The organism is Luteimonas sp. gir (assembly GCF_037198055.1).
Classification (GTDB): domain Bacteria; phylum Pseudomonadota; class Gammaproteobacteria; order Xanthomonadales; family Xanthomonadaceae; genus Luteimonas; species Luteimonas citri_A.
In genome coordinates this window covers 23,284-47,249 of sequence record NZ_JBBAXQ010000002.1, presented here as the reverse complement: position 1 = coordinate 47,249, position 23,966 = coordinate 23,284, and the positions used below count along the sequence as shown (strand labels likewise).

The 23,966-nt window shown below is 69.0% G+C and carries 19 protein-coding genes and 3 pseudogenes; 6 read left to right on the top strand and 16 right to left on the bottom strand.

What is annotated here, in order from left to right; translation table 11 throughout:
• Positions 1–57: 57 nt before the first annotated feature.
• From WAF18_RS03920 to WAF18_RS03890, 7 genes and pseudogenes are all read right to left on the bottom strand, one after another.
• Positions 58–1,329 carry a septal ring lytic transglycosylase RlpA family protein gene (locus WAF18_RS03920; protein ID WP_337244365.1) on the bottom strand — a complete coding sequence of 424 codons (1,272 nt, stop codon included), beginning with the start codon at positions 1,327–1,329 and terminating at the stop codon, positions 58–60.
• A 32-nt stretch (positions 1,330–1,361) separates the two neighbouring features.
• Complete coding sequence (gene mltB, locus WAF18_RS03915) at positions 1,362–2,492, bottom strand: lytic murein transglycosylase B (RefSeq protein WP_337243978.1); 1,131 nt, start codon at positions 2,490–2,492, stop codon at positions 1,362–1,364.
• A 66-nt stretch (positions 2,493–2,558) separates the two neighbouring features.
• On the bottom strand, positions 2,559–3,668 hold the full coding sequence (rodA, locus tag WAF18_RS03910) for a rod shape-determining protein RodA (RefSeq protein ID WP_337243977.1): 1,110 nt from the start codon (positions 3,666–3,668) through the stop codon (positions 2,559–2,561).
• Positions 3,665–5,689 (bottom strand): penicillin-binding protein 2, encoded by a 2,025-nt coding sequence (gene mrdA / locus WAF18_RS03905; RefSeq protein ID WP_337243976.1) that lies wholly within the window; start codon positions 5,687–5,689, stop codon positions 3,665–3,667. Before mrdA ends, rodA begins: the two co-directional genes overlap by 4 nt.
• Before the next feature lie 6 nt (positions 5,690–5,695).
• On the bottom strand, positions 5,696–6,175 hold the full coding sequence (gene mreD / locus WAF18_RS03900; RefSeq protein WP_337243975.1) for a rod shape-determining protein MreD: 480 nt from the start codon (positions 6,173–6,175) through the stop codon (positions 5,696–5,698).
• Between the two features lie 197 nt (positions 6,176–6,372).
• A pseudogene (gene mreC / locus WAF18_RS03895) lies at positions 6,373–7,197 on the bottom strand (rod shape-determining protein MreC); the annotation flags it as partial.
• A 157-nt stretch (positions 7,198–7,354) separates the two neighbouring features.
• Positions 7,355–8,395, bottom strand: a complete 1,041-nt coding sequence (locus WAF18_RS03890) for a rod shape-determining protein (RefSeq protein ID WP_183427806.1) — start codon at positions 8,393–8,395, stop codon at positions 7,355–7,357.
• 241 nt (positions 8,396–8,636) lie between these two features.
• On the opposite strand from WAF18_RS03890, the gene WAF18_RS03885 reads away from it, so the two are divergent.
• Entirely contained in the window at positions 8,637–9,584 is a 948-nt protein-coding gene (locus WAF18_RS03885) for a carbohydrate kinase family protein (protein ID WP_337243974.1), read from the top strand.
• A gap of 631 nt (positions 9,585–10,215) precedes the next feature.
• Here the strand turns inward: WAF18_RS03885 and WAF18_RS03880 are convergent.
• Positions 10,216–10,806, bottom strand: a complete 591-nt coding sequence (locus WAF18_RS03880) for a hypothetical protein (RefSeq protein WP_337243973.1) — start codon at positions 10,804–10,806, stop codon at positions 10,216–10,218.
• A gap of 3 nt (positions 10,807–10,809) precedes the next feature.
• Positions 10,810–11,115, bottom strand: a complete 306-nt coding sequence (locus tag WAF18_RS03875; protein ID WP_337243972.1) for a hypothetical protein — start codon at positions 11,113–11,115, stop codon at positions 10,810–10,812.
• A 375-nt stretch (positions 11,116–11,490) separates the two neighbouring features.
• On the opposite strand from WAF18_RS03875, the pseudogene WAF18_RS03870 reads away from it, so the two are divergent.
• A pseudogene (locus tag WAF18_RS03870) lies at positions 11,491–12,004 on the top strand (MATE family efflux transporter); the annotation flags it as partial.
• A 98-nt stretch (positions 12,005–12,102) separates the two neighbouring features.
• Here WAF18_RS03870 and WAF18_RS03865 read toward each other — a convergent pair.
• The gene (locus tag WAF18_RS03865) at positions 12,103–12,870 is read right to left on the bottom strand and encodes a hypothetical protein (protein ID WP_337243971.1); all 768 of its coding nucleotides are present in this window, start codon (positions 12,868–12,870) and stop codon (positions 12,103–12,105) included.
• Positions 12,871–13,087: 217 nt separating this feature from the next.
• Complete coding sequence (locus tag WAF18_RS03860; protein ID WP_337244364.1) at positions 13,088–13,648, bottom strand: NAD(P)H-dependent oxidoreductase; 561 nt, start codon at positions 13,646–13,648, stop codon at positions 13,088–13,090.
• Positions 13,649–14,084: 436 nt separating this feature from the next.
• Between WAF18_RS03860 and WAF18_RS03855 the strand changes: the two genes are divergently transcribed.
• The 3 genes from WAF18_RS03855 to WAF18_RS03845 all read left to right on the top strand — a co-directional run bounded on the left by WAF18_RS03855 (position 14,085) and on the right by WAF18_RS03845 (position 17,438).
• Positions 14,085–15,257: a GGDEF domain-containing protein gene (locus tag WAF18_RS03855; protein ID WP_337244363.1), complete on the top strand. Its 1,173-nt coding sequence runs from the start codon at positions 14,085–14,087 to the stop codon at positions 15,255–15,257.
• Positions 15,258–15,362: 105 nt separating this feature from the next.
• Complete coding sequence (locus WAF18_RS03850; RefSeq protein ID WP_337243970.1) at positions 15,363–16,847, top strand: MATE family efflux transporter; 1,485 nt, start codon at positions 15,363–15,365, stop codon at positions 16,845–16,847.
• A gap of 90 nt (positions 16,848–16,937) precedes the next feature.
• Positions 16,938–17,438 carry a hypothetical protein gene (locus WAF18_RS03845; RefSeq protein ID WP_337243969.1) on the top strand — a complete coding sequence of 167 codons (501 nt, stop codon included), beginning with the start codon at positions 16,938–16,940 and terminating at the stop codon, positions 17,436–17,438.
• Between the two features lie 8 nt (positions 17,439–17,446).
• Here WAF18_RS03845 and WAF18_RS03840 read toward each other — a convergent pair whose 3' ends face one another.
• From WAF18_RS03840 to WAF18_RS03830, 3 genes are all read right to left on the bottom strand, one after another.
• Complete coding sequence (locus WAF18_RS03840; protein WP_337243968.1) at positions 17,447–17,695, bottom strand: hypothetical protein; 249 nt, start codon at positions 17,693–17,695, stop codon at positions 17,447–17,449.
• Between the two features lie 34 nt (positions 17,696–17,729).
• On the bottom strand, positions 17,730–18,464 hold the full coding sequence (locus WAF18_RS03835) for a hypothetical protein (protein ID WP_337243967.1): 735 nt from the start codon (positions 18,462–18,464) through the stop codon (positions 17,730–17,732).
• A gap of 138 nt (positions 18,465–18,602) precedes the next feature.
• Positions 18,603–20,594 carry a M1 family metallopeptidase gene (locus WAF18_RS03830; protein WP_337243966.1) on the bottom strand — a complete coding sequence of 664 codons (1,992 nt, stop codon included), beginning with the start codon at positions 20,592–20,594 and terminating at the stop codon, positions 18,603–18,605.
• A 113-nt stretch (positions 20,595–20,707) separates the two neighbouring features.
• Between WAF18_RS03830 and nfi the strand changes: the two are divergent.
• Positions 20,708–21,402, top strand: a pseudogene (nfi, locus tag WAF18_RS03825) (deoxyribonuclease V).
• A 129-nt stretch (positions 21,403–21,531) separates the two neighbouring features.
• Here the strand turns inward: nfi and ubiE are convergent.
• Positions 21,532–22,293, bottom strand: coding sequence for a bifunctional demethylmenaquinone methyltransferase/2-methoxy-6-polyprenyl-1,4-benzoquinol methylase UbiE (gene ubiE, locus WAF18_RS03820; protein WP_183427793.1), 762 nt, complete (start codon positions 22,291–22,293; stop codon positions 21,532–21,534).
• Between the two features lie 7 nt (positions 22,294–22,300).
• A complete protein-coding gene (locus WAF18_RS03815; RefSeq protein WP_337243965.1) occupies positions 22,301–23,845 on the bottom strand; it encodes a TerC family protein in 1,545 nt (514 codons plus the stop codon).
• Between the last annotated feature and the right edge of the window lie 121 nt (positions 23,846–23,966).

The window sequence follows — 23,966 nt, the reverse complement described above, 5'->3', positions numbered from 1 at the left end:
CTGCAACGGAACTCCGGAATGCCCGCCGCGACGGCAGGCGGGAAAATGGGGAAATACTCAGTCGCGCACGACGGTCGGCGCACCGAAGCCGAGCCCGGCGACACGCGAGGTCATCTCGGCGACACGCGCGGCCTCGACCGGGCCCACGCGCAGGCGCCAGACCGGTTTGCCGGCCGCGGTGCCGTCCTCGAGCTGGGCTGCGCCGATGCCGGCGCCGCGCAGCGTGGCGAGCGCCCGTTCGGCATTGGCCCGGGCACCGAACGCCGCGACCTGCAACGTGACGCCGCCCGACACCGGCGCCGCAGCCGCAGCCGCACGCGTGGGCGCGGGCGTCGGCGCAGCGGCGGCCGGGACCGGCGCTGCTGCGGGCACGGTCGTGGCCGCGACGGCGCCGTTGATCGGAACCTGGCGTCCGTTCTCGAGCTTGAGCCCGCGCGCGGCGAGCCAGGCATCGAAATCGTCGGCGGTCATGACCTTGCCGTTCTGATACATGTTGAACCGCCCGTCCGCCGCGCTGGGCTGCGGCAGCGGCGCGGGGCGCTCGCCGGCACGCGCGCTGGCGATCGGCAGGGCCTCGACGATGGCGTCGATCGTGCTCGTCGCCTGCGGCGCTGCCGGGCGCGGCGTGGCCGTAGCGACCGTGGCAGCGGGTGCGGCCGTGGGCGCCTGTGCAACGGCGCGGTAGTCGTGGCGTGCGTTCTCGCCCGGGCTCAGCGCGCGGACTTCGACCCGGCCGGTGCCGGCCGGATGGATGCCGATCTTGACCGCGGCGGCATAGCTCAGGTCGACGACGCGGCCGTCGTGGAACGGGCCACGGTCGTTGACCCGCACCACCACCGACTGTCCGGTGTCGAGGTTGGTTACGCGCGCAAAGCTGGGCAGCGGCAGCGACTTGTGCGCCGCGGTGAACGCGTACATGTCATAGACCTCGCGATTGGAGGTCAGCCGGCCATGGAACTTGGCGCCGTAGTACGAGGCGGTGCCGGTCTCGACGAATTCGCTGTGGTCGTCGAGCACGCGGTAGGTCTTGCCGAGCACCTGGTAGGGGCTGCGGTTGCCGATCTCCGAACGCGGCAGATCGACGACCTCCGGCTCGGGAATCGCATCGACGTTGGGCAGGTAGTCGGGCAGGCTGTCGGGGACACCGGGCTTGTAAAGGCCGCCTGCGGTGTAGTGCCCGCGGGTCCTGGGATCCTCCTGCGCCGGCGCGTACGGCGACACCCGACGTGCGCCATGCGCAGACGATGCGGCACTCGCCGGCGTGCCGACCCGTTCGCCGCCGGAGGCGGCCACTGGCTTCTTGGGCGCGCCCGCGCAGCCGGCGAGCATCAGCAGGGCGGCCGCCGGCAGCAGCCAGCGGATCACGGACCGACCCCCGCCCGGATCGCCTGCGCCAGCTGGTGCACCGACAGCGAGTACATCGGCGAGCGGTTGTAGCGGGTGATCACGTAGAAGTTGCGGTAGGCCAGCCAGTACTCGGTGCCCGCCTCGCCGTCCAGCGACAGCAGCGTGCCGCCCTCGGCGGTGGGCTCGCCGGGGAGCGGCGTGTAGCCGCGCGCGGCAAGATCGGCCAGCGGATACACCGGCTCCCAGTTCTCAGGCTTGAAGTCGGCAGCGCCGTCGGCGCGCTGCGCGCGCGCCACCACCGGCCCGCCGCGCTGCCAGCCGTGGACGACGAAGTAGTTGGCGATCGAGGCGAACACGTCGGGCTTGTGGGTCAACAGGTCGCGACGGCCGTCGCCATCACCGTCCTTGGCCCACAGCCGGTAGCTCGACGGCATGAACTGGCCCATGCCCATCGCGCCGGCATAGCTGCCCTTGAGCTCGCCGATCTCAAGCTGCGGCTCGGCCTTTTGCAACGCGAACAACTGCGCCAGTTCGCCGGCGAAGAACGGCGCGCGCGGCGGGTAATCGAACGCCAGGGTGTAAAGCGCGTCGAGCACTTTCCAGTTGCCGGTCACCCGGCCGTAGCTGGTTTCCACGCCGATGATCGCGACGATGTACTCGGCCGGCACGCCACTGTCGGCGGCCACGCGCTCGAGCGCCTCGCGGTTGTCGCGATAGAACGCCACGCCGCCATCGATGCGCGCGGGGTTGATGAAGATCGGCCGGTAGTCGCGCCAGGGCCGCACGGCCTCGGCAGGGCGGCTGATCGCATCGAGGATTTTCTGCTGGACCTGGGCCTGCGCGAGCGTGCTGCGGATGCGCGCCGCATCGACCCCATAGGTCGTTGCCGTGTACTGGACGAAATTCTCCACGCGCTGCGCGCGCGGGATCGCCGGATCGGTGACCGATGGCGGCGCGACCGGCCGTTCCGGTGGCTGCGGCACCGAGGGCAGCAGCGCGCCCTCCGGGCGTTCGGGCTCGGCCAGCGGCGTGACCGCGCGATAGTCGTCGGCCTGGGCATCGGCGTGATTGGCAGGCGTCGCGCAGGCCGCCAATGCGAATGGCAGCGCGGCCAGGGAGAGTCGGAAGAACGGGCGTCGGCTCATCGGCGGCGAGGGTAGCACGCGTGCACGCAACGCCAACACTGCACCGCCGCCATCGTTGTGACGCGGTCAGCGTCGCCGCAGGCCGCTGGCTTGCACCGCCATCACCACGCCGAAGCCGGCGAGCAGCGACACCGCGGCGGTCCCGCCGAAACTGAGCAGCGGCATCGGCACCCCGACCACTGGCAGCAGGCCCGAGATCATGCCGCCGTTGACGACCACGTACACCGACATCGCCAGGCCCAGGCTGCCGACCAGCAGCCGCGAGAAGCCATCGCGCGCCTGGCTGGCGATCCACAGGCAACGACCGATCACGAACAGGTAGAGCGCCAGTACGACCACGACCCCGAGCCAGCCGAACTCCTCGCTGAGCACCGCAAACACGAAGTCGGTCGTGTGCTCGGGCACGTAGTTGAGATGGGATTGCGAACCGTCGCCCCAGCCCTGCCCGGTCAAGCCGCCCGAGCCGATGGCGATCCGCGACTGGATGATGTTCCAGCCCGTGCCCAGCGGGTCGGACTCGGGATCGAGGAAGGTCAGGATGCGGTCCTTCTGGTAGGGCTGCAGGTACCAGAACCAGGCCGCGGGCGCGCCCACCGCGGCGACCGTGGCGCCGCCGACGAACCACCACCACGACAGGCCCGCCAGGTACAGCGCGAACGCGCCGCCCGAGGCGACCAGGACCGCGGTGCCCAGATCGGGCTGCAGCAGCACCAGGCCGGTGGGCAGGCCGATGATCGCGGCCGCAACCGCGATCGCACCCAGCCGCGGCGGCGTGGGCTGCTGTCCCAGCCACCAAGCCGCCATCATCGGCAGCGAGAGCTTCATCAACTCGGCCGGCTGCACATAGAACACGCCCAGGTTGAGCCAGTGCTGGCCGCTGCGCCCGGTGCCCAAGAACAGCACCGCGATCAACGGCAGCAGCGAGGCGGCATAGGCCAGCGGCGTGAAGCGTCGCAACTGCACGGCCGGAATCCGCGACAGCAGCCACATCGCGCCCAGACCCACAGCGTAGCGCCCGGCCTGGGACCCGACCATCGCCATGTTCTTGCCGCTGGCGCTGTGCAGCACCGCCAGCCCGATACCCATCAGCGCCACCAGCGCCGCCAGCAACGGCCAGTCGAGCGTGCGCGTGAAGCGCAGCCACAGGTCCAGCAACCAGCGCAGGATCACCTTCATCGCCGCGCCTCCGCCGGCACAGGCGCAGGCGCAGGCGCAGGCGCGGCGACTGCGCCCGGCGGCACCGTGCGCACGCCGTCGACGACGCCCTCGAACGAGACCTCGCGTGCCGGTGTGGCACCGGGCGCAGCGGCGACGACCGCGGCCGGGGCCCCGGTCACCGGATCCACTTCGACCTCGGGCATCGTGCCCAGCAGCCAGGCATCGAAGATCCGGCGCGCGATCGGCGCGGCCGCTGTGCCGCCGTAACCACCATGTTCGACGGTCACCGCGACGGCGATGGTCGGATCCTCGGCCGGCGCATAGCCGACGAACAAGGCCTGGTGGCGCAGGTGGTAAGGCAGCGCGCGCGGATCGAGGCTGGCATTGCCGCGGCGGCTCACGCGCTGCGCGGTCCCGGTCTTGCCGGCCATGCGGTACTGCGCGCCCCGCGCCATCGCGGTTGCCGATCCACGGCCATGGATCGTGTTCATCATCCCCTCCTGCACGGCGCGCAGGTGGTCGGGACGATCGGTGATGCGCTCGCCCGGCGGGCGCGCGATCGGCCGCCACGGCGCATCGAAGCCGTCGCGGCGCTCGGCCGCCAGGTGCAAGGTGTTGAGCACGCCGCCGTTGGCGATCGCAGACGTGCCACGCGCCAGCTGCAGCGCGGTCGCGATCCAATAGCCCTGACCGATGCCGGCGATGACTGTTTCGCCCGCGTACCATGGCTCCTTGCTGCGCTGGGCCTTGTAGCGCGGCGACGGCACCACGCCGGGGTTCTCGCCCAGCAGGTCGATGCCGGTGGGCCGACCGAAGCCGTAGCGCGTCATGTACTGGTCGAAGCGCTCGATGCCCATCTCGTAGGCGAGCTGGTAGTAGTAATAGTTGACCGACCGGGAGATCGAATCGCGCAGGTCGGTCCAGCCGCCACCGCGTCCGGCGTCGCGGTAACCGCGCCGCTGCCCGGGGATGAAGAACTCGCCGGTGGAGAACACCCGGTATTCGGGCGTGCGCAGGCCGCTGTCGAGGCCGGCGAGCGCGACCAGGGGCTTGATCGTCGAGCCCGGCGGGCCACCGCCGAGCACGTTGCGATTGAACAGCGGCCGCGCCGGATCGTCCATCAGCCGACGGTAGTCGGTATGCGAGATGCCGTTGACGAACAGGTTGGGATCGAAGCTCGGCAGGCTGACCATGCCCAGGATCTGGCCGGTCTTGGGCTCGACCGCGACCGCCGAGCCGTGCAGGCCGCCGAAGGCGAGCACCATCGCGCGCTGCAGCTCGGCATCGATGCTCAGCCGCAGGTCGGTGCCCGCGGTCGCCGGCACCAGGCCGAGCCGGCGAAGCGCGCGGCCCTCCACGTTGGTCTCGACCTGTTCGTAGCCGATCTTGCCGCGCAACTGCTCGTCGTAGTACCGCTCCAACCCGGTCCGCCCGGTCTGCGGGAACAACAGATGCGCTTGTCCATAGCGCTCGATGTCGCTGTCGTCGGTGCGGCCGACATAGCCGACCACGTGCGCGAACAGGTCGCCATAGGGGTAGTGGCGGTTGAGATAGGGCACGACTTCCACGCCGGGGAAGCGCCAGCGGTCGATCGCGAAGCGCGCCATCTCGTCCTCGCTGATGCGCAGCTTCAGCGTCACCGGCCGGAACCCGCGCTGCGCCTTGCGCTCGCGCTCGAAGCGCGCGATGTCGTCGGGCGACAGGGCGATGATGCGCGACAGATCGGCGACCAGTTGCCGGGGGTCGCCGGCCTCCTCGGGCGTGACGTCGAGCCGGTAGGCCTGCTCGTTACTGGCCAGGATGCGGCCTTGTCGGTCGTAGATCAGCCCGCGGCCAGGCACCACCGGCCGCGGCTTGATGCGATTGGCCTCCGAGCGTTTGGCGTAGACCTCATGGTCGATCACCTGCAGCTTGAAGTACCAGCCGGCGAGCACCGCGAGCGCGGCCACGACCAGCACGAAGCCCAGCAACGCACGACGCGCGAACGCCGCGGCCTCGGCGGCGTTGTTGCGGACATTCGAACGACGGCGCCCGGCCATGTGCGGTCAGGTCCGGCGCCCGAAGCGCAGTGCGTCCATGACCAGGTACAGCGGCGCCCACAGCAGCATGCCCAGCAGCGGTGCGATCCAGTACGTCCAGGGCAGCTGCGGCAGGCCCAGCGCGCCGTGGATCGCGGCACTGACGATGCGGTCGTTGAGCAACAGCCCACCGACCGCCGCCGCCTGCTGGGCAACCGGGAAAAAGCGCAGCTGCGAGCGGAAACGCTGCAGGATGAAGCTCATCACCACCAGCCGCAGGGCCTGCTCGCCCAGCAGGCCGCCGAACGCGAGATCGGAGATCAGGCCGACCGAGAACGCCAGGCCCAGGCCCGCGCGATCGGGATCCTCGATCACCCAGTAGGCGACCACCAGCGCCAGCCAGAACGGGCGCAGCGGCTGCAGGCCGGTCGGCAGCGGCAGCAGGCCGAGCAGCATCGCGGCCAGCAGGCTCACCGGCAGCAACCAGCGTTTGCGACGGCGGATCATGGTGTGGGCCTCTGGACAGGCGGTGCGGGCTCGGTCGCGGCCGGCGTTGCCGCGGCGGCGCCGTCCACCGCGCCAGTCTGCGCACCGTCTGTGGCGGCCTCGGCAGCGGCGGCGGCTTCCGCCCTGGCGCGCGCTGCGGCCTCGCGCTCGGCCGCGGCCGCATCCAGGTCGGCGGTGGTCACCGGCACGACCTCGTCGCGCAGCAGCAACACGTCGCGGCCGCGGTCGAACTGCGCGGCCGGTGTCAGGCGGCCGATCAGGAATGCGCGGCTGTCGTCGGGTTCGAGCGAGGCGATCGTGCCGACCGGGAACCCCGGCGGGAACCGGCCACCCAGCCCCGAGGTGACCAGCGCGTCGCCGACCTGGACATCGGCCGACAGCGGCACGTTGCGCAGCAGCAGCGCATCGGCATGCCCGCTGCCGTAGGCGACCAGACGCACGCCATTCCGCGCCACAACCACCGGCACCGCATGTTCGAGATCGGTTACCAGCAGCACGGTCGCAGTGGTGGACGTCGTCGCGATGACCTGCCCGAGCAGCCCGCCGGCGTCGATGACGCTCTGTCCGGTGCGCACGCCGTTGCGGGTGCCCGCATCGAGCAGCAACCGCTGCCGCGTCGGATCCTGGTCGACATCGAGGACCGGCGCCAGCTGCACGTCCAGATTGCCCTGCCCGACCGCGCCGAGCAGGCGCCGCAGACGGGCGTTCTCGGTCGCCTCGACCCGCAAGCGGGCCTGGCGCGCGTTGAGTACCAGCAGTTCGTTGCGCAGCCGGCGGTTGTCCTCGGCCAGCTGCGAGCGGGTCGCCGCGTCGTTGCGCATGCTCGTGCCCAGACGCGAGGGCAGGCCGGCCAGCCACCACAGCGGCTGGACGATGACCGCCGCCTGGTGCCTGGCCTCCGACAGCCAGCTACCGCGGTGGTCCATGACGATCAGCACGCACGACAGCGCCAGGTAGGCCAGCAGCCGCAGCGTGCCGGACACGTCGCCAGATCGGGGAGCCGGTGAGCTGGAAGACGACATCGGGCGTGTTGTCCTGATGGGAGTCGATCGTCAGTCCCGCGGCAACGGGACGCCAGCGACCTGGGACCGGGCGGACGGCGGGGCGGGCCCCTCATGCCTGCAGCGAGGACGGGACACCAGCTCCTCGACCGCCAGCACTGCCGATGGCGCCGCGCGGTCAGTCGGCGAAGAACTCGTTGCCGTGCAGGTCCAGCAATTCCAGCGCCCGGCCGCCGCCCCGCGCGACGCAGGTCAGCGGGTCCTCGGCGACCTGCACGTGCAGGCCGGTGGCCTCGCTGATCAGGCGGTCGAGGTCGCGCAGCAGCGCGCCGCCGCCGGTCAGCACGATGCCACGCTCGGCGACGTCGGCGCACAGCTCGGGCGGCGTCTGCTCGAGCGCCTGCTTGACCGCTTCGACGATGCCCGACAGCGGCTCGCGCAGCGCATCGAGCACCTCGTTGGAGCTGATCGTGATGACCTTGGGCACGCCCTCGGCCAGATGCCGGCCCGAGACCTCGATCTCAACCACAGGCTCCTGCTGGTAGGCGCAGCCGATCTCGAGCTTGATCCGCTCGGCGGTCGCATCGCCGATCAGCATGCCGTGGTTGCGGCGCACGTAATTGATGATCGACTCGTCGAACCGGTCGCCGCCGATGCGGGCCGACTGCGAGTAGACGATGCCGTTGAGCGCGATGACCGCGACCTCGGTGGTCCCGCCGCCGACGTCGACCACCATCGAGCCGCGCGCCTCGGTCACCGGCATGCCGGCGCCGATCGCAGCCGCCATCGGCTCTTCGATCAGCGACACCTCGCGGGCACCGGCCTCGAGCGCCGAATCCTTGATCGCACGCTTCTCGACCTGGGTCGAGCCGGCGGGCACGCAGATCAGCACGCGGGGACTGGGGCGCAGGAAGCGCGACTTGTGCACCTTCTTGATGAAGTGCTTGAGCATCTCCTCGGTGTACGTGAAGTCGGCGATGACGCCGTCCTTCATCGGGCGATGCGTGGTGATGTTGCCCGGCGTCCGGCCCAGCATCTGCTTGGCCTCGGCGCCGACCGCCGCGACCACCTTCTGGCCGGCAGTCCGGTCCTGGCGCACGGCCACGACCGACGGCTCATTGAGCACGATGCCCTGGCCGCGGACGAAGATCAGCGTGTTGGCGGTGCCCAGGTCGATGGACAGGTCGTTGGAAAACAGGCCGCGGAACTTCTTGAACATCGGAAAAGGGCGTCCGTCAGAGGGGGCGACACAAGCGCGCTAGCCTAGCAAAAAAGCCGGTCACCCGCGGCGCCCCGAACGCCCCGCCGGGCGCCCGTCCAGACGGCCCGATCGCCCTTCCCGCAGAGCGTGCCCCCGCGGCGCCACCGGCCTGGGCCGCCCCTGGCCGGCCCGCATCGGGCCCGGCGTGCGCCGGGTTAACGTAAACTAACCGGCCTTCGACGATGACGAGTTGCGCGCGATGTCTGCATTGATCTGCGGTTCCCTGGCCTACGACACCATCATGGTGTTTCCGGACCAGTTCAAGAACCACATCCTTCCGGACAAAGTGCACATCCTGAACGTCTCGTTTCTGGTGCCGCGCATGCGCCGCGAGTTCGGCGGCTGCGCCGGCAACATCGCCTACAACCTGAAGCTGCTCGGCGGCCATCCGATCCCGATGGGCACCGTGGGCCAGGATTTCGGCCCTTATCGCGAATGGTTCACCGAACTGGGCATCACGCTCGACTATGTGCGCGAGATCCCCGAGCTGTTCACGCCCCAGGCGTTCATCACCACCGACCACGACAACAACCAGATCACCGCCTTCCACCCGGGCGCGATGATGCGCAGCCACGAGAACCACGTGAAGGACGTGCCCGGGGTGACCATCGGCCTGGTCGGTCCCGACGGCCGCGAGGGCATGCTGCAGAACGCACGCGAGTTCGCCGAGGCCGGCACGCCGTTCGTGTTCGACCCGGGCCAGGCGATGCCGCTGTTCAACGGCGACGAGCTGCGCCAGTTCATCGAGCTGGCGGACTATGTGATCGTCAACGACTACGAGTCCAACCTGCTGCAGGAGCGCACCGGCTGGGACGAGACGGTCATCGCCGGCAAGGTGCGCGCCTACATCTGCACGCGCGGCCCCAAGGGCGTGGTGATCCATGCCGAGGGCCAGAGCCACGACGTGCCGCCCGCGCACGAGCGCCGCGTGACTGACCCGACCGGCTGCGGCGATGCCTTCCGCGCCGGCCTGCTGTTCGGCATCGACAAGGGCTACGACTGGCTGACCATCGGCCGCATCGGCAACCTGATGGGTGCGCTGAAGGTCGAGCATCCCGGTACCCAGAACCAGCGCTTCGATTACGAGGAGTTCTCGCTGCAGTTCCGGCAGCAGTTCGGGTATTCGCTGGAGAGCAAGGGCGCGTGACCATCGCCTTGCGTTGAGATGCACGCGAACAGGGCGCAGAAAGGCGCCCTGTTTCGTTTATGAACTCTCGGGAGCGACCGGTTCTGCTGCTGCAAATGGTTCAAGCAGGCTTGGCACCGTCTCCTGCCGAATCTCAAGGATCGAGAGCAGCTCTCAGCTACACGTCTCGCGCTACGGACGCGTTCGGTGCCAGATCCGAAACTTCGACACGCACTGCGTCTGCGGGTTCAAATAGACATTGGCCTGATAGGCAGAGTTCGAGTACTCGTATGCGCCCGGCGCGAGCAGCCGCCAGTCACCGGCCAGCGCGCGCCTCGCCTGGATCTCAGAGAAGCAGGGCTCTGGCGCAAGATCAAACCAGATCACATCGTCACTCCCATTCCCACCAGCGCCCGAAACGCCAGCGTCTGGGAGGGCTCGAGCTGCGCCTTGCTGATGTGGCGCACTCATGCCCGAGGACCCTAGGTCCTGCGAGGCGCGATGGAGAGCTGCCGGGTCTGCCTTGGCAACCCTTTCAAGAATGCCGCTTAGGGACGCGCTTTCGCCGCCGCGCGTGCCGTGCGCGCTATTGCTGGCACAGGAGGCAGCGGCCAACGCAAGCAGGCTGGCCAAGGAGTGCGCGAAGGCAAGCTTAGAGACCATTCTCTGCTTTCCAGTTGCGGAACTCCTGGGAAAACTTATCGCGCTGGTTGACCACTCCGTCGCCATTGACGTCTGTGCCGTTCCATGGGAAATCGAGCACGAGGCCCGAGAGACTGTTAATGAGGGTGTCGAAGTCTCCCGTCGTCAGGAACGCATTGAGGTGAGGCCTAAGCACGCTCTCACTGCCATAGCCCATCAGCGTCGGCACTTCACCAGTCGCGAGCGCATATTCGTTCGCTGCAATCATCGAGTTGGCGATCGCCAGTGCTTCGTGCTGCGCTTGATGGGCCTGGTAGGCCGCCTCACTTCCCGTTACGTCAAAAATGTGCGTGCCCGCCATGTCGAGGATGTAGTGTGCGGCCTCATGGCTGACGATGGAGAGCATGAGATCGTCCGCATTCGGATATGTATTCGTGCCGACCATCATAGTTTGCACGGTATTAGCATCGATTCTGATCACCAGGCCGTTCCGATCGTACTGAGCGGTCATGTCCCCGAGCGACTGCGACACGTCGATCGTGCCGCCACTGGTGAAGAAGTTGGCGAGTTGTAAGGCAAGCGTCGGCGTGTGCGTGATCATCTCCTACACGGATGGGGGCAGCTTCGCGAATTCAGGGCTGACTGCCAACACCGCCTGCGGGTCAACTGCCAGCGGCGGGTCATCCGGGCCGATCGGCTGCTCATGATCGTCAAGGGGCGGGGAGGCGGGCAGGGTCGAGCTGAAAAACGCGCCGTAGGATCCGCCGAAATCGCCACCAACGTTGTCAGGTGACGGCGCCGTTGCCACCACAGGGTCCAGGTTGGTTGGAGGATCTGAAAGCGTGCCGTTCCACTGCGCGCCGAAGTTGCCGATCCCACCCGCGCCGAGCACTGCATTCGTAATGCCCATGTTCGATCTCCTTTCGAATGAGCACGGAAGCTATCGCAAGGGGAGTTAAAGACGCGATAAGAAAATCTGGCGTATGTCGCGACATACGCGCTTTCTAAGATCCTCTGAGAGCTCAGGTCCAGGCGCGCGGGGGGGGGGGGGGCAGCAAGACTCTCGCAGCCAGAGAAACGGCGCCCGAAGTAACGGAGTCAGGTTGGTCAAGTTAACGTTCGAGATCCGCCGCGTGACGTCTTTTGTCCTTGGGTTGACGCAGGCAGTTAGCTTGATGCACGGAAGCCGCTGGTCCGCTCCTGTCCTCACCGCCCCGCGCTTCTATTCTCGCTGGAAAGCGTGGATGCTCCGACGTAAAGCCTCCCCCCTGCTCGCCCCCGTCACCTGACCCGCGGCGCAATCGCGCCGACGTTGTCCGCGTTCGCGCTGCCCATCCTCGGCGGCAACGTGATGCAGTCGCTCAACAGCTGGTCAACGCGATCTGGATCGGCCCGTTACTGCGCGAGGATGCGTTCGCGGCGATCGCCAATGCCAACAACTTCCTGTTCTTCCTGCTGGGCGCGGCATTCGGCGTCGGCATGGCGGCGACGATCCTGGTCGCGCAGGCCATCGGCCGCGACGACCTCGCCGCCGCCAAGCGCGCGATCGGCACCAGCGCGACGTTCTTTCTGAGCGTGTCGGTGCTCGTTGCGCTCGCCGGCCTGCCGCTCTCGGGCCCGGTGCTCAACTGGATAGGCACGCCGGCGTCGGCACTGCAGCATGCCGAGACGTACTTGCGAATCATCTTCCTGGCGGTGCCATTCCTGTATGCGCTGGCGTTCCTGTCGGCGATCCTGCGCGGCGCCGGCGACTCGCGCACCCCGTTTCGTTCCTACTGCTGGTGGTCGCGCTGGATCTCGCTGGAGAGCAAGGGCGGCTGAGCCCGGGGGCGCCGCGCCGGCGGCGTAGAGCGCCCCGCAAACCTCGCCTCGCCGCGATTGCGGTCGCCGCGTCCGATCAGTCCGCGCTCGCGGGCGCGTCGGACGCAGACGGCTGCCAGTAGCTGCTGAAGTGCGGATGCCGGTAGACCCTGGGGATCCGGACACGCACCGGCGAGCGCAAGACCCGGCCCGGCGTGTCGGTCGCGACAATCGCCTGCTGCTGTGGAAACAGGAACACGCACAGCCCATCGAGGGCGGTATCGAATCGGATCGGATGGCGCTGGCCATCGATCATCGCGTCCGGCTGGTCGGCGTACTCGATCGGCTGGATGCGCCCGCGATCCAGGCACTGCCCTTCGTGGTTCATCCAGAATGCCTCGTGCCTTTCGGCATCCGACGGATCGATGACCGAGGTCTCGGTCAGATCAAAGTTGATGCGCATGTCGCGCGCGCTCACGGCCTCCGGTGTCCGCACCCAGACCAGCAACGATGTCGGGCGATAGCCGTCGATATGGGGCACCGGCAGGCGCAGCACACCACCTGCATCGGGCGCGACGCCACGCACGTCCAGATTGCGCCAACGCGTCCCGCGCAGGCCAGCGGCACGGTTCTTGGCATACGACACCGACACCGGCGGACGGCCATGCGGTTGCCGCCCCAGCGTCATGCCCGGTGGCAGCGTGACCACAATCTGACCGTAGCCAGGCATCGCCAGGTAGACGTCCGAATCCACCGTGCGCTCTTGATGATCGAGTTGCGGACTGCCGAAACCGTCGTTGAATTTCGGCACGTTCTGTGGAAATTCGAGGATCGAACTGCACCCGGACATTGCCACCAGCAGCATGGCGGCGCCTGGAAGACACCGCCGCCAGGCACGACGCAGAGGGTTCACTTCGAATCGCATTGCCGACGGTCACCTTCACGGGCTGCCTGCACGACAAAGGCAGCCGTGCAGCGGCGTGAAGCGTACCGGAATCGGCCACGGGCCACGTCAGCTGCTCCCGAGCGCCATTCAAAACTTGCGCCAGGACACCAGGCAGGGCACCGGCGCTGTCGCTCCCCTAGGGCGATGACCCGCCGTGACACGCGATCCATGCCAGGTAGGCGTCCAGCCAGCTCTGCATGAAGTCGCGGCTGGCCGCACCGAAGCCGCCATCGTCGTCGAAAACTCCATCCTTGGCATGCAGAAAGACCTCCGGCTGTCCGAGGGTCGGCATGTCGAGATAGGCGAGGATGTTGCGCAGATGCTGCTGGGCAAGCGCGGAGCCGATGCTGCCGATCGAGGCCCCGACCATGCCAGCCGGCTTGCCGGCCCACACGCTCTGGCCGTAGGGCCGCGAGCCATGGTCGATGGCATTTTTCAGCACGCCCGGCACCGATCGGTTGTACTCGGGCGTCACGAACAGCACGGCATCGGCGCCGCGCACCGCGTCGCGCAGGCGCACGACGGCTGGCGCGGGCGCATCGTCGTCGTCCTGGTTGTAGAGCGGCAGATCGCCGATCTCCACATGCACGAACGCGGCGCGGTCCGCCGCGAGGCGTTCCAGGGCGTGGGCCAGGCGACGGTTGATCGACGCCTTGCGCAGGCTGCCGACGAGCACGGCGATTCTGGGTGCGGGCATGGCGAACTCCTTGTGGATGAAAGGGCACGGCGACCGATGCCCCCACACCATGCACCACGCAGGCGGGGATTGGGATGAAACGACCAACCGGCCAGGCGCCCAACCGCCAGGCAGGCCGAGCGAGGCATCGACAACCCGACCAGCGGCACCGTGCGCAACCTAGGCCAGCCCTTCGCGCACCGTCAGGACGCCGACGCAGGCTCAAGTTCACCGCTGCCCGGCCGCTGGTACTAAGCTGTCGCCGTCCGATCGGCCGGGGCAGGACTGCCCGTCCTGACATCCAGACGCGCGCGCCGAAGGGGGAACTTCGGCGTCCCATTCAGCGGATGCGGCGCGCAGACCTGCGGCCAGCCTTCGCCCTTGTTCCGACTTCGAGCGCCTTATGATCGCCAAGCTTCTCGTCGGCATGCTGTGTGCCTACCTGTTGAGCTTTTCAGTGTTGTTCCTGCTCATCGGCAGGCGCCTGGGCCGCGACAAGATGGGGACAGATGCGTTCGCCGTGGGCAATCTGATTCTCGGTGCTGCCTACGTGCTGCAGTTGCTTGAAGGGTCGGTGGGGCGCAGTTGGATGGGCGTGGTCAATCACGCGCTCACGCTCGGCGCGCTGCTGGCCTACAGCGTGGGCGGTCTGCGCTTCTTCGACCGACCGACACCGCTGCTTCGGCCGTTGGCCACGCTCGTGCTGGGCTATGCGGCCGTGCAGATCCTGGTGGCGTGGGCCTGGGGACCGGTGGCGCGCTACGCGCTGCTGTCAGCGGCCTGCGCCCTGTGGTTCGGCGGTATGGTGGTCGTGCTGGTCACGGGCCTGCGGACGTTCGCCCGCGATCTCCGCGCCGAGGCGCTGCTGCTGGCCGCGCTGATCGGCGGCATCGGCGTGCTGAATGCGATCAAGTTGACCAAGTTACTGGCCGGCGGCCTAGCGACGCTGCACATGGATGGCCACTTCCAGGTGGCTTTCTATGTCTACATGTGTTCGCTGGCGACCATCATTCCGCCGTTCATCGTCTGGCTGGTGCTGCGTCGCCTGACCGACCGGCTTGGCGAGATGGCAGCGCGCGATCCGCTGACGCAGTTGCTCAACCGCCGCGGCTTGAGCGAAGCGCTCAAGCTGCAACCGCGGCACCCGGACGGTGCTCGCCTGCTGCTGATCGATCTCGATCACTTCAAGCGCATCAACGACCGACACGGTCACCACACGGGTGACGCCGTGCTTTGCGCCATCAGCGATGTCCTGCGTGGGGCCGTCCGTACGGAGGATCTGGTGTGCCGGATGGGCGGGGAGGAGTTCGCCGTGGTCTGCCCAGGCGCCGACGCGACCATCGCAGGCGGCGTGGCCGAGCGCATCCGCCAGACTGTGGCGTCGACGGTCCTGCGCCAGGCACCGGATGGCGAGGCCTTGCACTGCACCGTCACCGTGGGCATTTCCGGGCGCTTCGACGACGATGCCTCGCTGGAGCAGGCGATGCGGGGGGCGGACGCGGCGCTCTATCGCGGGAAGTACGCGGGGCGCAACCGGGTGGAATGGAGCGACACGACCACGAACCAGAACCAGGGGCAGCGTGCACTTTCTGACGTGCCGGTTCTTGCCGGGGTCACTTGCGATCCCTGAGTGGCGACGGGCCTCACTGAACGTGACCGCCCATTCGCGCGCACGCCGCTCCCGGCCGACTGCGCCCTCACTGCATCACGATCCCGGGCCAGCTTGAATGCGCCGATGTCCCGACGCCAAGCCGCCTCCGCCACCGACCGCCCGCGTGACCTGACCCGCGGTCCGATCGCCACCACGCTGCTGGTTTTCGCCCTGCCGATCCTCGGCGGCAACGCCTTGCAGTCGCTCAACGGCTCGGTCAACGCCATCTGGATCGGCCGATTCCTGGGCGAGGACGCGATCGCGGCGATCGCCAATGCCAACAACATCCTGTTCTTCCTGCTGGGCGCGGTGTTCGGCGTCGGCATGGCGGCGACGATCCTGGTCGCGCAGGCCATCGGCCGCGACGACCTCACCGCGGCCAAGCGCGCGATCGGCACCAGCGCGACGTTCTTTGTGAGCGTGTCGGTGCTCGTCGCGCTCGCCGGCCTCCCGCTCTCGGGCCCGGTGCTCGAATGGATGGGCACGCCGGCCTCGGCGCTGCCGCATGCCGAGGCCTACCTGCGGATCATCTTCCTGGCGGTGCCGTTCCTGTACGCGCTGGCGTTCCTGTCGGCGATCCTGCGTGGCGCCGGCGACTCGCGCACCCCGTTTCTGTTCCTGCTGCTGGTGGTCGCACTGGACATCGTGCTGGTGCCGCTGCTGTTGTTCGGCGTGGGCCCGTTGCCGGAGATGGGCATGGCCGGCGCGGCGGCTGCGAACCTGATCGCCAATGCGCTGGGGCTGGTGGCGATGCTGGCCTGGCTGCGGCATCGCCGCCATCGGCTGTGGATCAGCCGTCACGAGCGCGCGCTGTACCGCCCCGACTGGACGATCGTCCGCGCGCTGCTCGCCAAGGGCCTGCCGATGGGCCTGCAGATGGTGATGCTGTCGGCGGCGATGATCGCAATGATCGCGATGGTCAACGCGCACGGCATCGAGACCACCGCCGCCTACGGTGCCGCGCTGCAGTTGTGGACCTATGTGCAGATGCCGGCGATGGCGATCGGCGCTGCGTGCTCGACAATGGCGGCGCAGAACGTCGGCGCGGGCCATTGGGACCGCGTGGGCCAGGTCGCCAAGACCGGCGTGGCGATCAATTTCCTGATGACCGGCATGCTGATCGCGGTGCTGATCGGCCTCGACCGCCACGCGCTGGCGCTGTTCCTGCCAGAGGGCAGCGCGGCGCTGGAGGCCGCGCGCCACCTCAATCGGGTGGCGATCTGGTCGTTCCTGTTTTTCGGCGTGACCTTCGTGCTGTTCGGCGTGGTGCGCTCGACCGGCGCGGTGCTGCCGCCGCTGGTGATCCTGGGGGCGACCCTGTGGGGCGTGCGCGTGCCGTTCGCCACTTGGCTGCAGCCCACGCTCGGCGCCGATGCGATCTGGTGGAGCTTTCCGGCCAGTGCGCTGGTGGCGATGCTGCTGGCGGTCGGCTACTACCGCTGGGGCGGCTGGCGCGCGGCGCGCATGCTCGCCGATGAACAGGTCGCGATCCCGGCCGAAGTCCCGGCCCCGCCACCGGCACCGGTCGCTGGCGTCCCACCCTGCCGGCCGCAGAGGGCGGTCGACTGAGGCTGAACGGCCCGGCCGCAAGGCGCATTGACGCCGGCGTACGCCCGGCCGCTGTAGGAAGGACGTCCGCCCCGCTTTTGGAAGACGCTCATGCGCCCCGCTCCCTTGCTGGCCCTCGTGCTCGTCTGCGCCGGCGTCGCGACCCCCGTCGTGGCGCAACAGCTGCGCAATCCGGCCGATCCCCCGCCTGCCGCGGTCGCGCGACCCGCAGCGCCCGCGCCCGCCCCACCGCAGTTGCGCCCGCAGGCGCCTCCGCCACCGGCAGCCACGCTGCGCGCCCCGCAGCCGACGCGGCAACTCTCGAACGATGTCACCCGCCCGGTCACGCCCACCCCGGCGCTGTCGCAGCGCGAACGCTGTCTGCAGACCACGCGGAGCGCCGTACAGCCGGTGTCGGATCAGCGTGTCGCCGCGGCCCAACGCGGGTTGGCCGCCACCCAGGCGCAGCGCGCGGCGACCGGCGCTGTGGGCGCCGATCCGACCGACCGCTCGGGCCTGCGTGCGCAGCAGGAGGGCCAGCAGCGCGCGATCGCACGCGAACGCGACGCGGCCGCCCAGCAATTGCGGGTCGCGCAGGCCAACTGCAACTAAAAGCCGCCTCAGGCAGCGGGCGCGTCGTTGGGCGCGTTCGCCGCCGCGCGGGCCAACCAATCCGGCAGCGCGCGCCGGCCGACGCCCTGCGCCCTCGCCTGCTGCAACTGCGCCAGCATGTAGGCGCGCCGCGCCGGGTCGTCGCCGGCGAACGACAGCGCAAGATCGCGGTCCATCCAGCGCCGGAACACCACGAACAGGACGACATGCAGTGCCAGCGCCAAGGCACTGACCACCACGACGATGGCCACGTCCATCAGTGCGGACGTCCCAGTGCGTTGCGCCGCAGGCTCACTGCCAGCCCGGCATCCGTGCCCGGTCCAGCCCGGCGACTTCGAACACCGCCGTGCGGGTGCCGCCGGCCTTGACCGGGAACGCGATCGATAGCGTCTTTGCGCCCTCGAGCAGACGCCACAGCGCCTTCTCGTCGTCGATGAACATCGCGATCGCCTCGTCGGTCTGCGGCCGGTTGGCCGCCATGCGGCGCGGCGCGGCCTCGTCCACTGTCACCTCGACCCGGCAGCTGGGATAGCAGTCGAAATCCCCCGCTTCCAGCACGAGGTAGCTGCTGCGTCCCCACGACGGATGGTCGCGGAAGATCAGCCGCACGGGCTTGGTGCCACTGCCGTCAACGTCGACCGGCTCGCGTGCATAGATCGCTGCCGACACCTGCTGCCCGCCGTCCGCGGGCCGGGTGTCATAGCTCCACAGTGCAGCGGTCCGTGCCTGCTCGCGCACCGCGTCGCCGCGGCTGCGGACCTCGTCGAACTTCGCACGCACGCGGCCGGCGGCCTCCGTCTGGGGGTAGCGCGACAGCAGGACGTCGGCCTGGGCCTTGGCCAGCGCCCAGTTCTCGGCAGCGACGGCGGCCTCGAAGTCGCGCTCGCCGGCGACCGCCTGCTGCTCGTCGGCCTGCGCCTGCGCCTGGGCCTGCGCGGCGGCCTGCGCCTCACGGTCCTGACAACCGGCAAGCGCCAGCGACGCGACGAACAGGACGGCAGCGAACGAACGGGCAACGGCAGACATGGGCAGGGTCTCGGACTTCGACGAAGGGCGACGCCATCACGGCGCGTACCGCATCAGCGTAGCAGGCGTCCGCACCGCGGCGCCCGCCCGAAACGCACGCGGCCGCCCGGAGGCGGCCGCGTGGGACGGTGTGGGCCGTCAGTTGGCGGGGGCAGCCTCGTCGACCGCAGGCGCGGCCGGTTCGGCGGCCGGGGCCGGCTTGGCCTCCGCGATCACCTTCTCCACCGAGCCGGTCGTGATCGGGTGGTAGCCCGGACGCGCCTTGGCGAAGATCTCCTTGGCCAGCGCCAGGCCGGACTCGGTCTGCACCAGCGCGTCGTAGATCGGCATGATCAGCTTGCGGCGACCGACGCGTGCGGTGAACTCGGCCAGCGCCGCATTCGCCTCGCTGTAGCCGCTGCGCACGGCCAGCGGATACCAGCGCATCGCGATCTCGCCGTTGCTCGTGCCAGTGAAGTGGTAGGCGCCGTCGAGCTGGGCCATCTGCTCGCGGGTCAGCGTCGCCGGCAGGCTGTCGAGGAAATGCAGCCACTCCTGGGTCGACCAGGCATCGGTGATCTGGCGCGGCGGCAGCTGCGCGCTGCCCAGCCAGGCCAGCCGCGCGGAGTCGACGATGCCGAAGTTGCGCGACATCACCTGCGGCGCCGAGGCCGGAATGCCCGGGCCGTAGACCCACTCCTGGATCTCGGCGTCGGTGACCGTGCCCGGATACTTGTCGAACAGATGTTCCTTCGCGTACGCGAGGAACTGCTCGGTGGTGATGCTCTGGAACGCGAAATGGTCGAAGTAGCCGCGCAGGAACGCGTCGAACGGCTCACGGCCGAAGCGCTGCTCGAGGAACTGCAGGAACCAGGCGCCCTTGTCGTAGGCGACCGCGCTCAGCGCGTCGTCGGCGTCGAGCACCGTGCCCGGCTTGACCGCCAGCGCCTGCACCGGCTCGGGCATCGAGACGATGCTCTCCTTGAGCGCGTTGCGGGCGATCACGAACTCCATGTCGCTGGTCTCCTTGCCGTAGACCGATTCGACGATGCGGTTCTCCACGTAGCTGGTGAAGCCCTCGTTGAGCCAGCCGTGCTTGGCGCTGGCGAACGTCACCAGATTGCCCGACCAGCTGTGCGCGAGCTCGTGGGCGACCAGCGAGACCAGCGACTTGTCGCCGACGATGACGGTCGGAGTGATGAACGACAGGCGCGGGTTCTCCATGCCGCCGTAGGGGAACGACGGCGGCAGGATCAGCAGGTCGTAGCGCTCCCAGCGGTACGGCCCGTAGAGCTGCTCGGTGGTGGCGATCATCTTCTCGGTGTCGGCGAACTCGTCGACCGCGCGGTCGATCGTCGCAGGCTCGGCCCAGATGCCGCTGCGCTCGGAAATCGGCTTGAACACCAGGTCGCCGGCGGCGATCGCCATCAGGTAGGAGGGGATCTTCTGCGGCATCTTGAACGTGTAGTCGCCGTCGCGCTGGGCGGCCGGATCGTTGTCCGCGCTCATCAGCACCATCACGTCAGGACGCGAGGTCACGTGCGCGCTGTAGGTATAGCGGATCGCCGGCGTGTCCTGCAGCGGCACCCACGAGCGGGCATGGATCTGCTGCGACTGGCTGAACATGAAGGGCAGCTTCTTGCCCTCGGTCATTTCCGGCGTCAGCCACTGCAGACCCGAGGCGTCGGGCGAGGTGGTGTAGGTCACGCGGATCCGGGCATTGCGGTCGGGGGCCTGGATCGTCAGCTTGCTGCCGAGGGTGGCGTCGGCATCGGCCAGCGCGTACTGCAGCGGCTGCCACTGTCCGCCGGCCTCGCCTTCGACCTTTTCGATCGTCAGCGCGCGCGTGTCGAGCACCAGTTCGGTCGCGGCCGGGTCCTTCCACTGCAGCGTGTAGGTCGCGGTGCCGGCGATGGTGCGGGCATCGAAGTCGAGCGCCAGGTCCAGCGCCAGATCCTCGGTGACGACCTTCTCGGGCTCGGCGTAGGAATGTTCGTCGCGGTCGGCGGCCTCGGCCGGCGGCTTTTCGCTGGCCGGCGGTGCCGGCGCGGTGCCGGCGTCGGGCTTGCAGCCGCCGATCACCAGGGCCGACAGGGACAGCAGCAGCACCGAGGCCAGCTGCGGGAAACGGAACGGGGGAATTCGGATCACGGAACGTCTCGCGGCGGAAGAACCGAGGCGCAGTCTACTCCGTCGCCCCGCATGGCCTGCCGATGCCCTGGATCCGCACGCCCAGGCGACCGGAGGCATCGCAACATGCGCGCATGAACAAGGCCCCTTTCGACGACTGGGACGGCAGCCCCGCCCAGGCGCGTGCCCTGCAATCGCGCCTGGCCGCGCAGGTCGTGCTCGAGGATCGGCTGCCGGCGCGCGTCCGCTGGCTCGCCGGCTTCGACGTCGGGTTCGAGGAGGCCGGCGACATCACCCGCGCCGCGGTGGTGCTGCTCGATGCGCAGTCGCTACAGCCAGTCGAGACCCATATCGCCCGCCTGCCGACTCGCATGCCCTATGTGCCCGGCCTGCTGAGCTCCGCGAGCTGCCGGCGCTGCTCGCCGCACTCGCGCAGCTGTCGCAGACGCCCGACCTGGTGTTCGTGGACGGCCAGGGCATCGCGCATCCGCGGCGCCTGGGCATCGCGGCGCACTTCGGCGTGGCCACCGGCCTTGCCAGTATCGGCGTGGCCAAGAAGCGGCTGGCCGGGCAGTTCGAACCGCCCGGCGATGCGCCCGGCGACCGGTCGCCGCTGCGCGACCGCGGCACGCACATCGGCTGGGCGCTGCGCAGCCGCGCACGCTGCAATCCGCTGATCGTCTCACCCGGGCACCGGGTCTCCGTCGACGGCGCACTGGACTGGACGCTGCGCTGCCTGCGTGGCTACCGGCTGCCCGAGCCGACACGGCTGGCCGACCGGCTCGCATCGCGGCGCGGCGCCATCGACGTCGCCCCCACGCTGTTCTGACGCGCCGCTTCAAAGCGCGCGGTTCGCAGGCACGTCGTTCACGGCCAATCGTCTGACGGCACGCTGCGAGCAGGCGCGGCGCGCCTTCGTTGGGCTGTCCCGGGCCGGCGCAACGCCGGCCGCAGCGTGTCAGGCCTTGAAGCCGTCGTGGATCGCGACGATGCCAGCCGACAGGTTGCGGTAGCGGCAACGCACGAAGCCGGCCGCGTCCATCATCGACTTGAGTTCGTCCTGCGGCGGATGCTTGCGGATCGACTCGGCCAGGTAGCGGTAGCTATCCGCATCGCCGGCAAACAGGCGGCCCAGTCGCGGCAGCACCTGGAACGAATGGAAATCGTAGAGCGGCCGGAACCACTCAGGCTTGACCTGGGAGAACTCAAGCACGCGCGCCTGGCCGCCGACGCGCAGCACGCGATGCATCTCGCGCAGCGCCGCGTCCTTGTCGGTCACGTTGCGCAGCCCGAAGGCGATCGTGACCAGGTCGAAGCTGTTGTCGGGGAACGGCAGCGTCTCGGCGTTGCACTGCACGTACTCGAAGCCGCGCACCTGCCCGCGATCGGTCATGCGGTCGCGACCGGTGCGCAGCATCGCCGCATTGATATCGCCGAGCACCAGTTCGCCCGATTCGCCGACCCGGCTCTTGAGCAGGGCCGCGATGTCGCCGGTGCCGCCGGCCAGGTCGAGCACGCGGTCGCCGCGGCGCACCTGCGCGGTCGCGACGAAGTAGCGCTTCCACACCCGGTGGATGCCCAGGCTCATCAGGTCGTTCATCAGGTCGTAGTTGCCTGCGACCGAGGAGAACACCTGGCCGACCAGCTTCTGCTTCTCGCCGGTGGGGACGTCGCGGAAGCCGAAATGGGTGGTGCCGGGTCTGGAGGATTCGTCGCTCATGGGCCGATTATCCCTCATTCGGGGCCGGCGCGATCCGCAGGCGTCCGACCCGGCGCCGTTCCAGCGATTCGACCCGCAGCACATGGCCATCGATGGTCACCTCGTCGCCTTCGGCCGGCATCCGGTCGAGGGCGTGGACCACCAGCCCGGACAGGGTCACATAGGTCGGGCTGGTCGGCAGGCTCAGGCCAGTGGCCAGCGCCAGGTCCTGCATCGACATCGAGCCGTCGACCAGCCAGGCGCCGTCCTCGCCGCGCACCGCGCCATAGTCGGCGTCCTGGGTGTCGGCCAAGTCGCCGGCGATCGTGGCCAGCAGGTCGTTCGCGGTGACCATACCTTCGATGCTGCCGTACTCGTCGACGACGACCGCGATCGGGATCGGATGGGCGCGGATCTGTTCGAGCACGCGCAACGTCGACGTGCCCTCGGGCACGACCAGCGGCTCGCGGACGAACTCGGTCACGTTCAACGCCCGGCCCTGCAGCACGCTCGACAGCAGGTCGCTGCTCTGCACCACGCCCAGCAGGCGGTCCAACTCGCCGTCGCAGACCGGCAGGCGGGTATGCGGCGACTGCACCAGGCGCTCGGTCGCATGTCCCAGCCCACGTGTGGCGTCGATCCACTCGATGTCGCCACGCACCGTCATCACGCTCGACACCGGCCGCTCGGCCAGGGTCAGCACGCTGCGGATCATGTCGTGCTCAGCCGCCTCAAGGCGCTCGCCATCGGGCGCCTGCTCGGCCGGCTCGCTGACGCCCTCGCTTGCCGTGTCCGGACGCGCGCCAAGCAGGCGCAGCACCGCGTCGGCGGTGCGCTGGCGGAACGGCAGCTGGCGCACATGGCGCTCGCGGTTGTAGCGCGACCACTGATTGAACGCCTCGATCAGGATCGAGAACACGATCGCCGCGTACAGGTAGCCCTTCGGAATCTTGAAGCCCAGGCCCTCGGCAACGAGGCTGAAGCCGATCATCAGCAGGAAGCCCAGGCACAGCACCACGACCGTCGGATGGCGGCTGACGAAGCGCGTCAGCGGCTTGCTGGCCAGCATCATCACCGCCATCGCGATGATCACCGCGGCGTACATCACGCCCAGATGCTCGACCATGCCGACCGCGGTGATCACCGAGTCGAGCGAGAACACCGCATCGAGTACGACGATCTGCGCGACCACGACGCCGAACGCGGCGTAGGCCTTCTTGCCGCCGTTGTCGTGCTCCCGCCCCTCGAGCCGCTCGTGCAGCTCCATCGTCGCCTTGAACAACAGGAACAGGCCGCCGACGAGCAAAATCAGGTCGCGCCCGGAGAACGGGTTACCCCAGACCGAGAACAACGGCGCGGTCAGCTTCATGATCCATGCCAGCAACGCCAGCAGCACCAGGCGCATCAGCAGCGCCAGGGTCAGACCGATGATCCGCGCCTTGTCGCGCTGCTCGGGGGGCAGCTTGTCGGCGAGGATGGCGATGAACACCAGGTTGTCGATGCCCAGGATGATCTCGAGGACCACCAGGGTCGCCAGACCCATCCAAATCGTCGGGTCGGCCAGCCATTCCATAGGTGTTCTTGCATCGCGCGCGGGGAGGAGCGCGGATTCTGCCACGCGAATGTTAAGAATTTGCCGCGATCGGCGCGCCCGCTCGACCGCACCGCGCAGGCGCGTCAGACTGCAAGCCCCG

Excerpts from the sequence above, each read along its gene's own strand:
- WAF18_RS03885 (WP_337243974.1), top strand. The coding sequence starts at position 8,637 with ATGTCTGCATTGATCTGCGGTTCCCTGGCCTACGACACCATCATGGTG.
- rodA (WP_337243977.1), bottom strand. The coding sequence starts at position 3,668 with ATGAAGGTGATCCTGCGCTGGTTGCTGGACCTGTGGCTGCGCTTCACG.
- mltB (WP_337243978.1), bottom strand. The coding sequence starts at position 2,492 with ATGAGCCGACGCCCGTTCTTCCGACTCTCCCTGGCCGCGCTGCCATTC.
- WAF18_RS03835 (WP_337243967.1), bottom strand. The coding sequence starts at position 18,464 with ATGTCTGCCGTTGCCCGTTCGTTCGCTGCCGTCCTGTTCGTCGCGTCG.
- mreD (WP_337243975.1), bottom strand. The coding sequence starts at position 6,175 with ATGATCCGCCGTCGCAAACGCTGGTTGCTGCCGGTGAGCCTGCTGGCC.
- WAF18_RS03815 (WP_337243965.1), bottom strand. The coding sequence starts at position 23,845 with ATGGAATGGCTGGCCGACCCGACGATTTGGATGGGTCTGGCGACCCTG.
- WAF18_RS03890 (WP_183427806.1), bottom strand. The coding sequence starts at position 8,395 with ATGTTCAAGAAGTTCCGCGGCCTGTTTTCCAACGACCTGTCCATCGAC.
- WAF18_RS03860 (WP_337244364.1), bottom strand. The coding sequence starts at position 13,648 with ATGCCCGCACCCAGAATCGCCGTGCTCGTCGGCAGCCTGCGCAAGGCG.
- WAF18_RS03875 (WP_337243972.1), bottom strand. The coding sequence starts at position 11,115 with ATGGGCATTACGAATGCAGTGCTCGGCGCGGGTGGGATCGGCAACTTC.
- mrdA (WP_337243976.1), bottom strand. The coding sequence starts at position 5,689 with ATGGCCGGGCGCCGTCGTTCGAATGTCCGCAACAACGCCGCCGAGGCC.
- WAF18_RS03865 (WP_337243971.1), bottom strand. The coding sequence starts at position 12,870 with ATGCTGCTGGTGGCAATGTCCGGGTGCAGTTCGATCCTCGAATTTCCA.
- WAF18_RS03880 (WP_337243973.1), bottom strand. The coding sequence starts at position 10,806 with ATGATCACGCACACGCCGACGCTTGCCTTACAACTCGCCAACTTCTTC.
- WAF18_RS03850 (WP_337243970.1), top strand. The coding sequence starts at position 15,363 with ATGTCCCGACGCCAAGCCGCCTCCGCCACCGACCGCCCGCGTGACCTG.
- WAF18_RS03840 (WP_337243968.1), bottom strand. The coding sequence starts at position 17,695 with ATGGACGTGGCCATCGTCGTGGTGGTCAGTGCCTTGGCGCTGGCACTG.
- ubiE (WP_183427793.1), bottom strand. The coding sequence starts at position 22,293 with ATGAGCGACGAATCCTCCAGACCCGGCACCACCCATTTCGGCTTCCGC.
- WAF18_RS03845 (WP_337243969.1), top strand. The coding sequence starts at position 16,938 with ATGCGCCCCGCTCCCTTGCTGGCCCTCGTGCTCGTCTGCGCCGGCGTC.
- WAF18_RS03920 (WP_337244365.1), bottom strand. The coding sequence starts at position 1,329 with ATGCTCGCCGGCTGCGCGGGCGCGCCCAAGAAGCCAGTGGCCGCCTCC.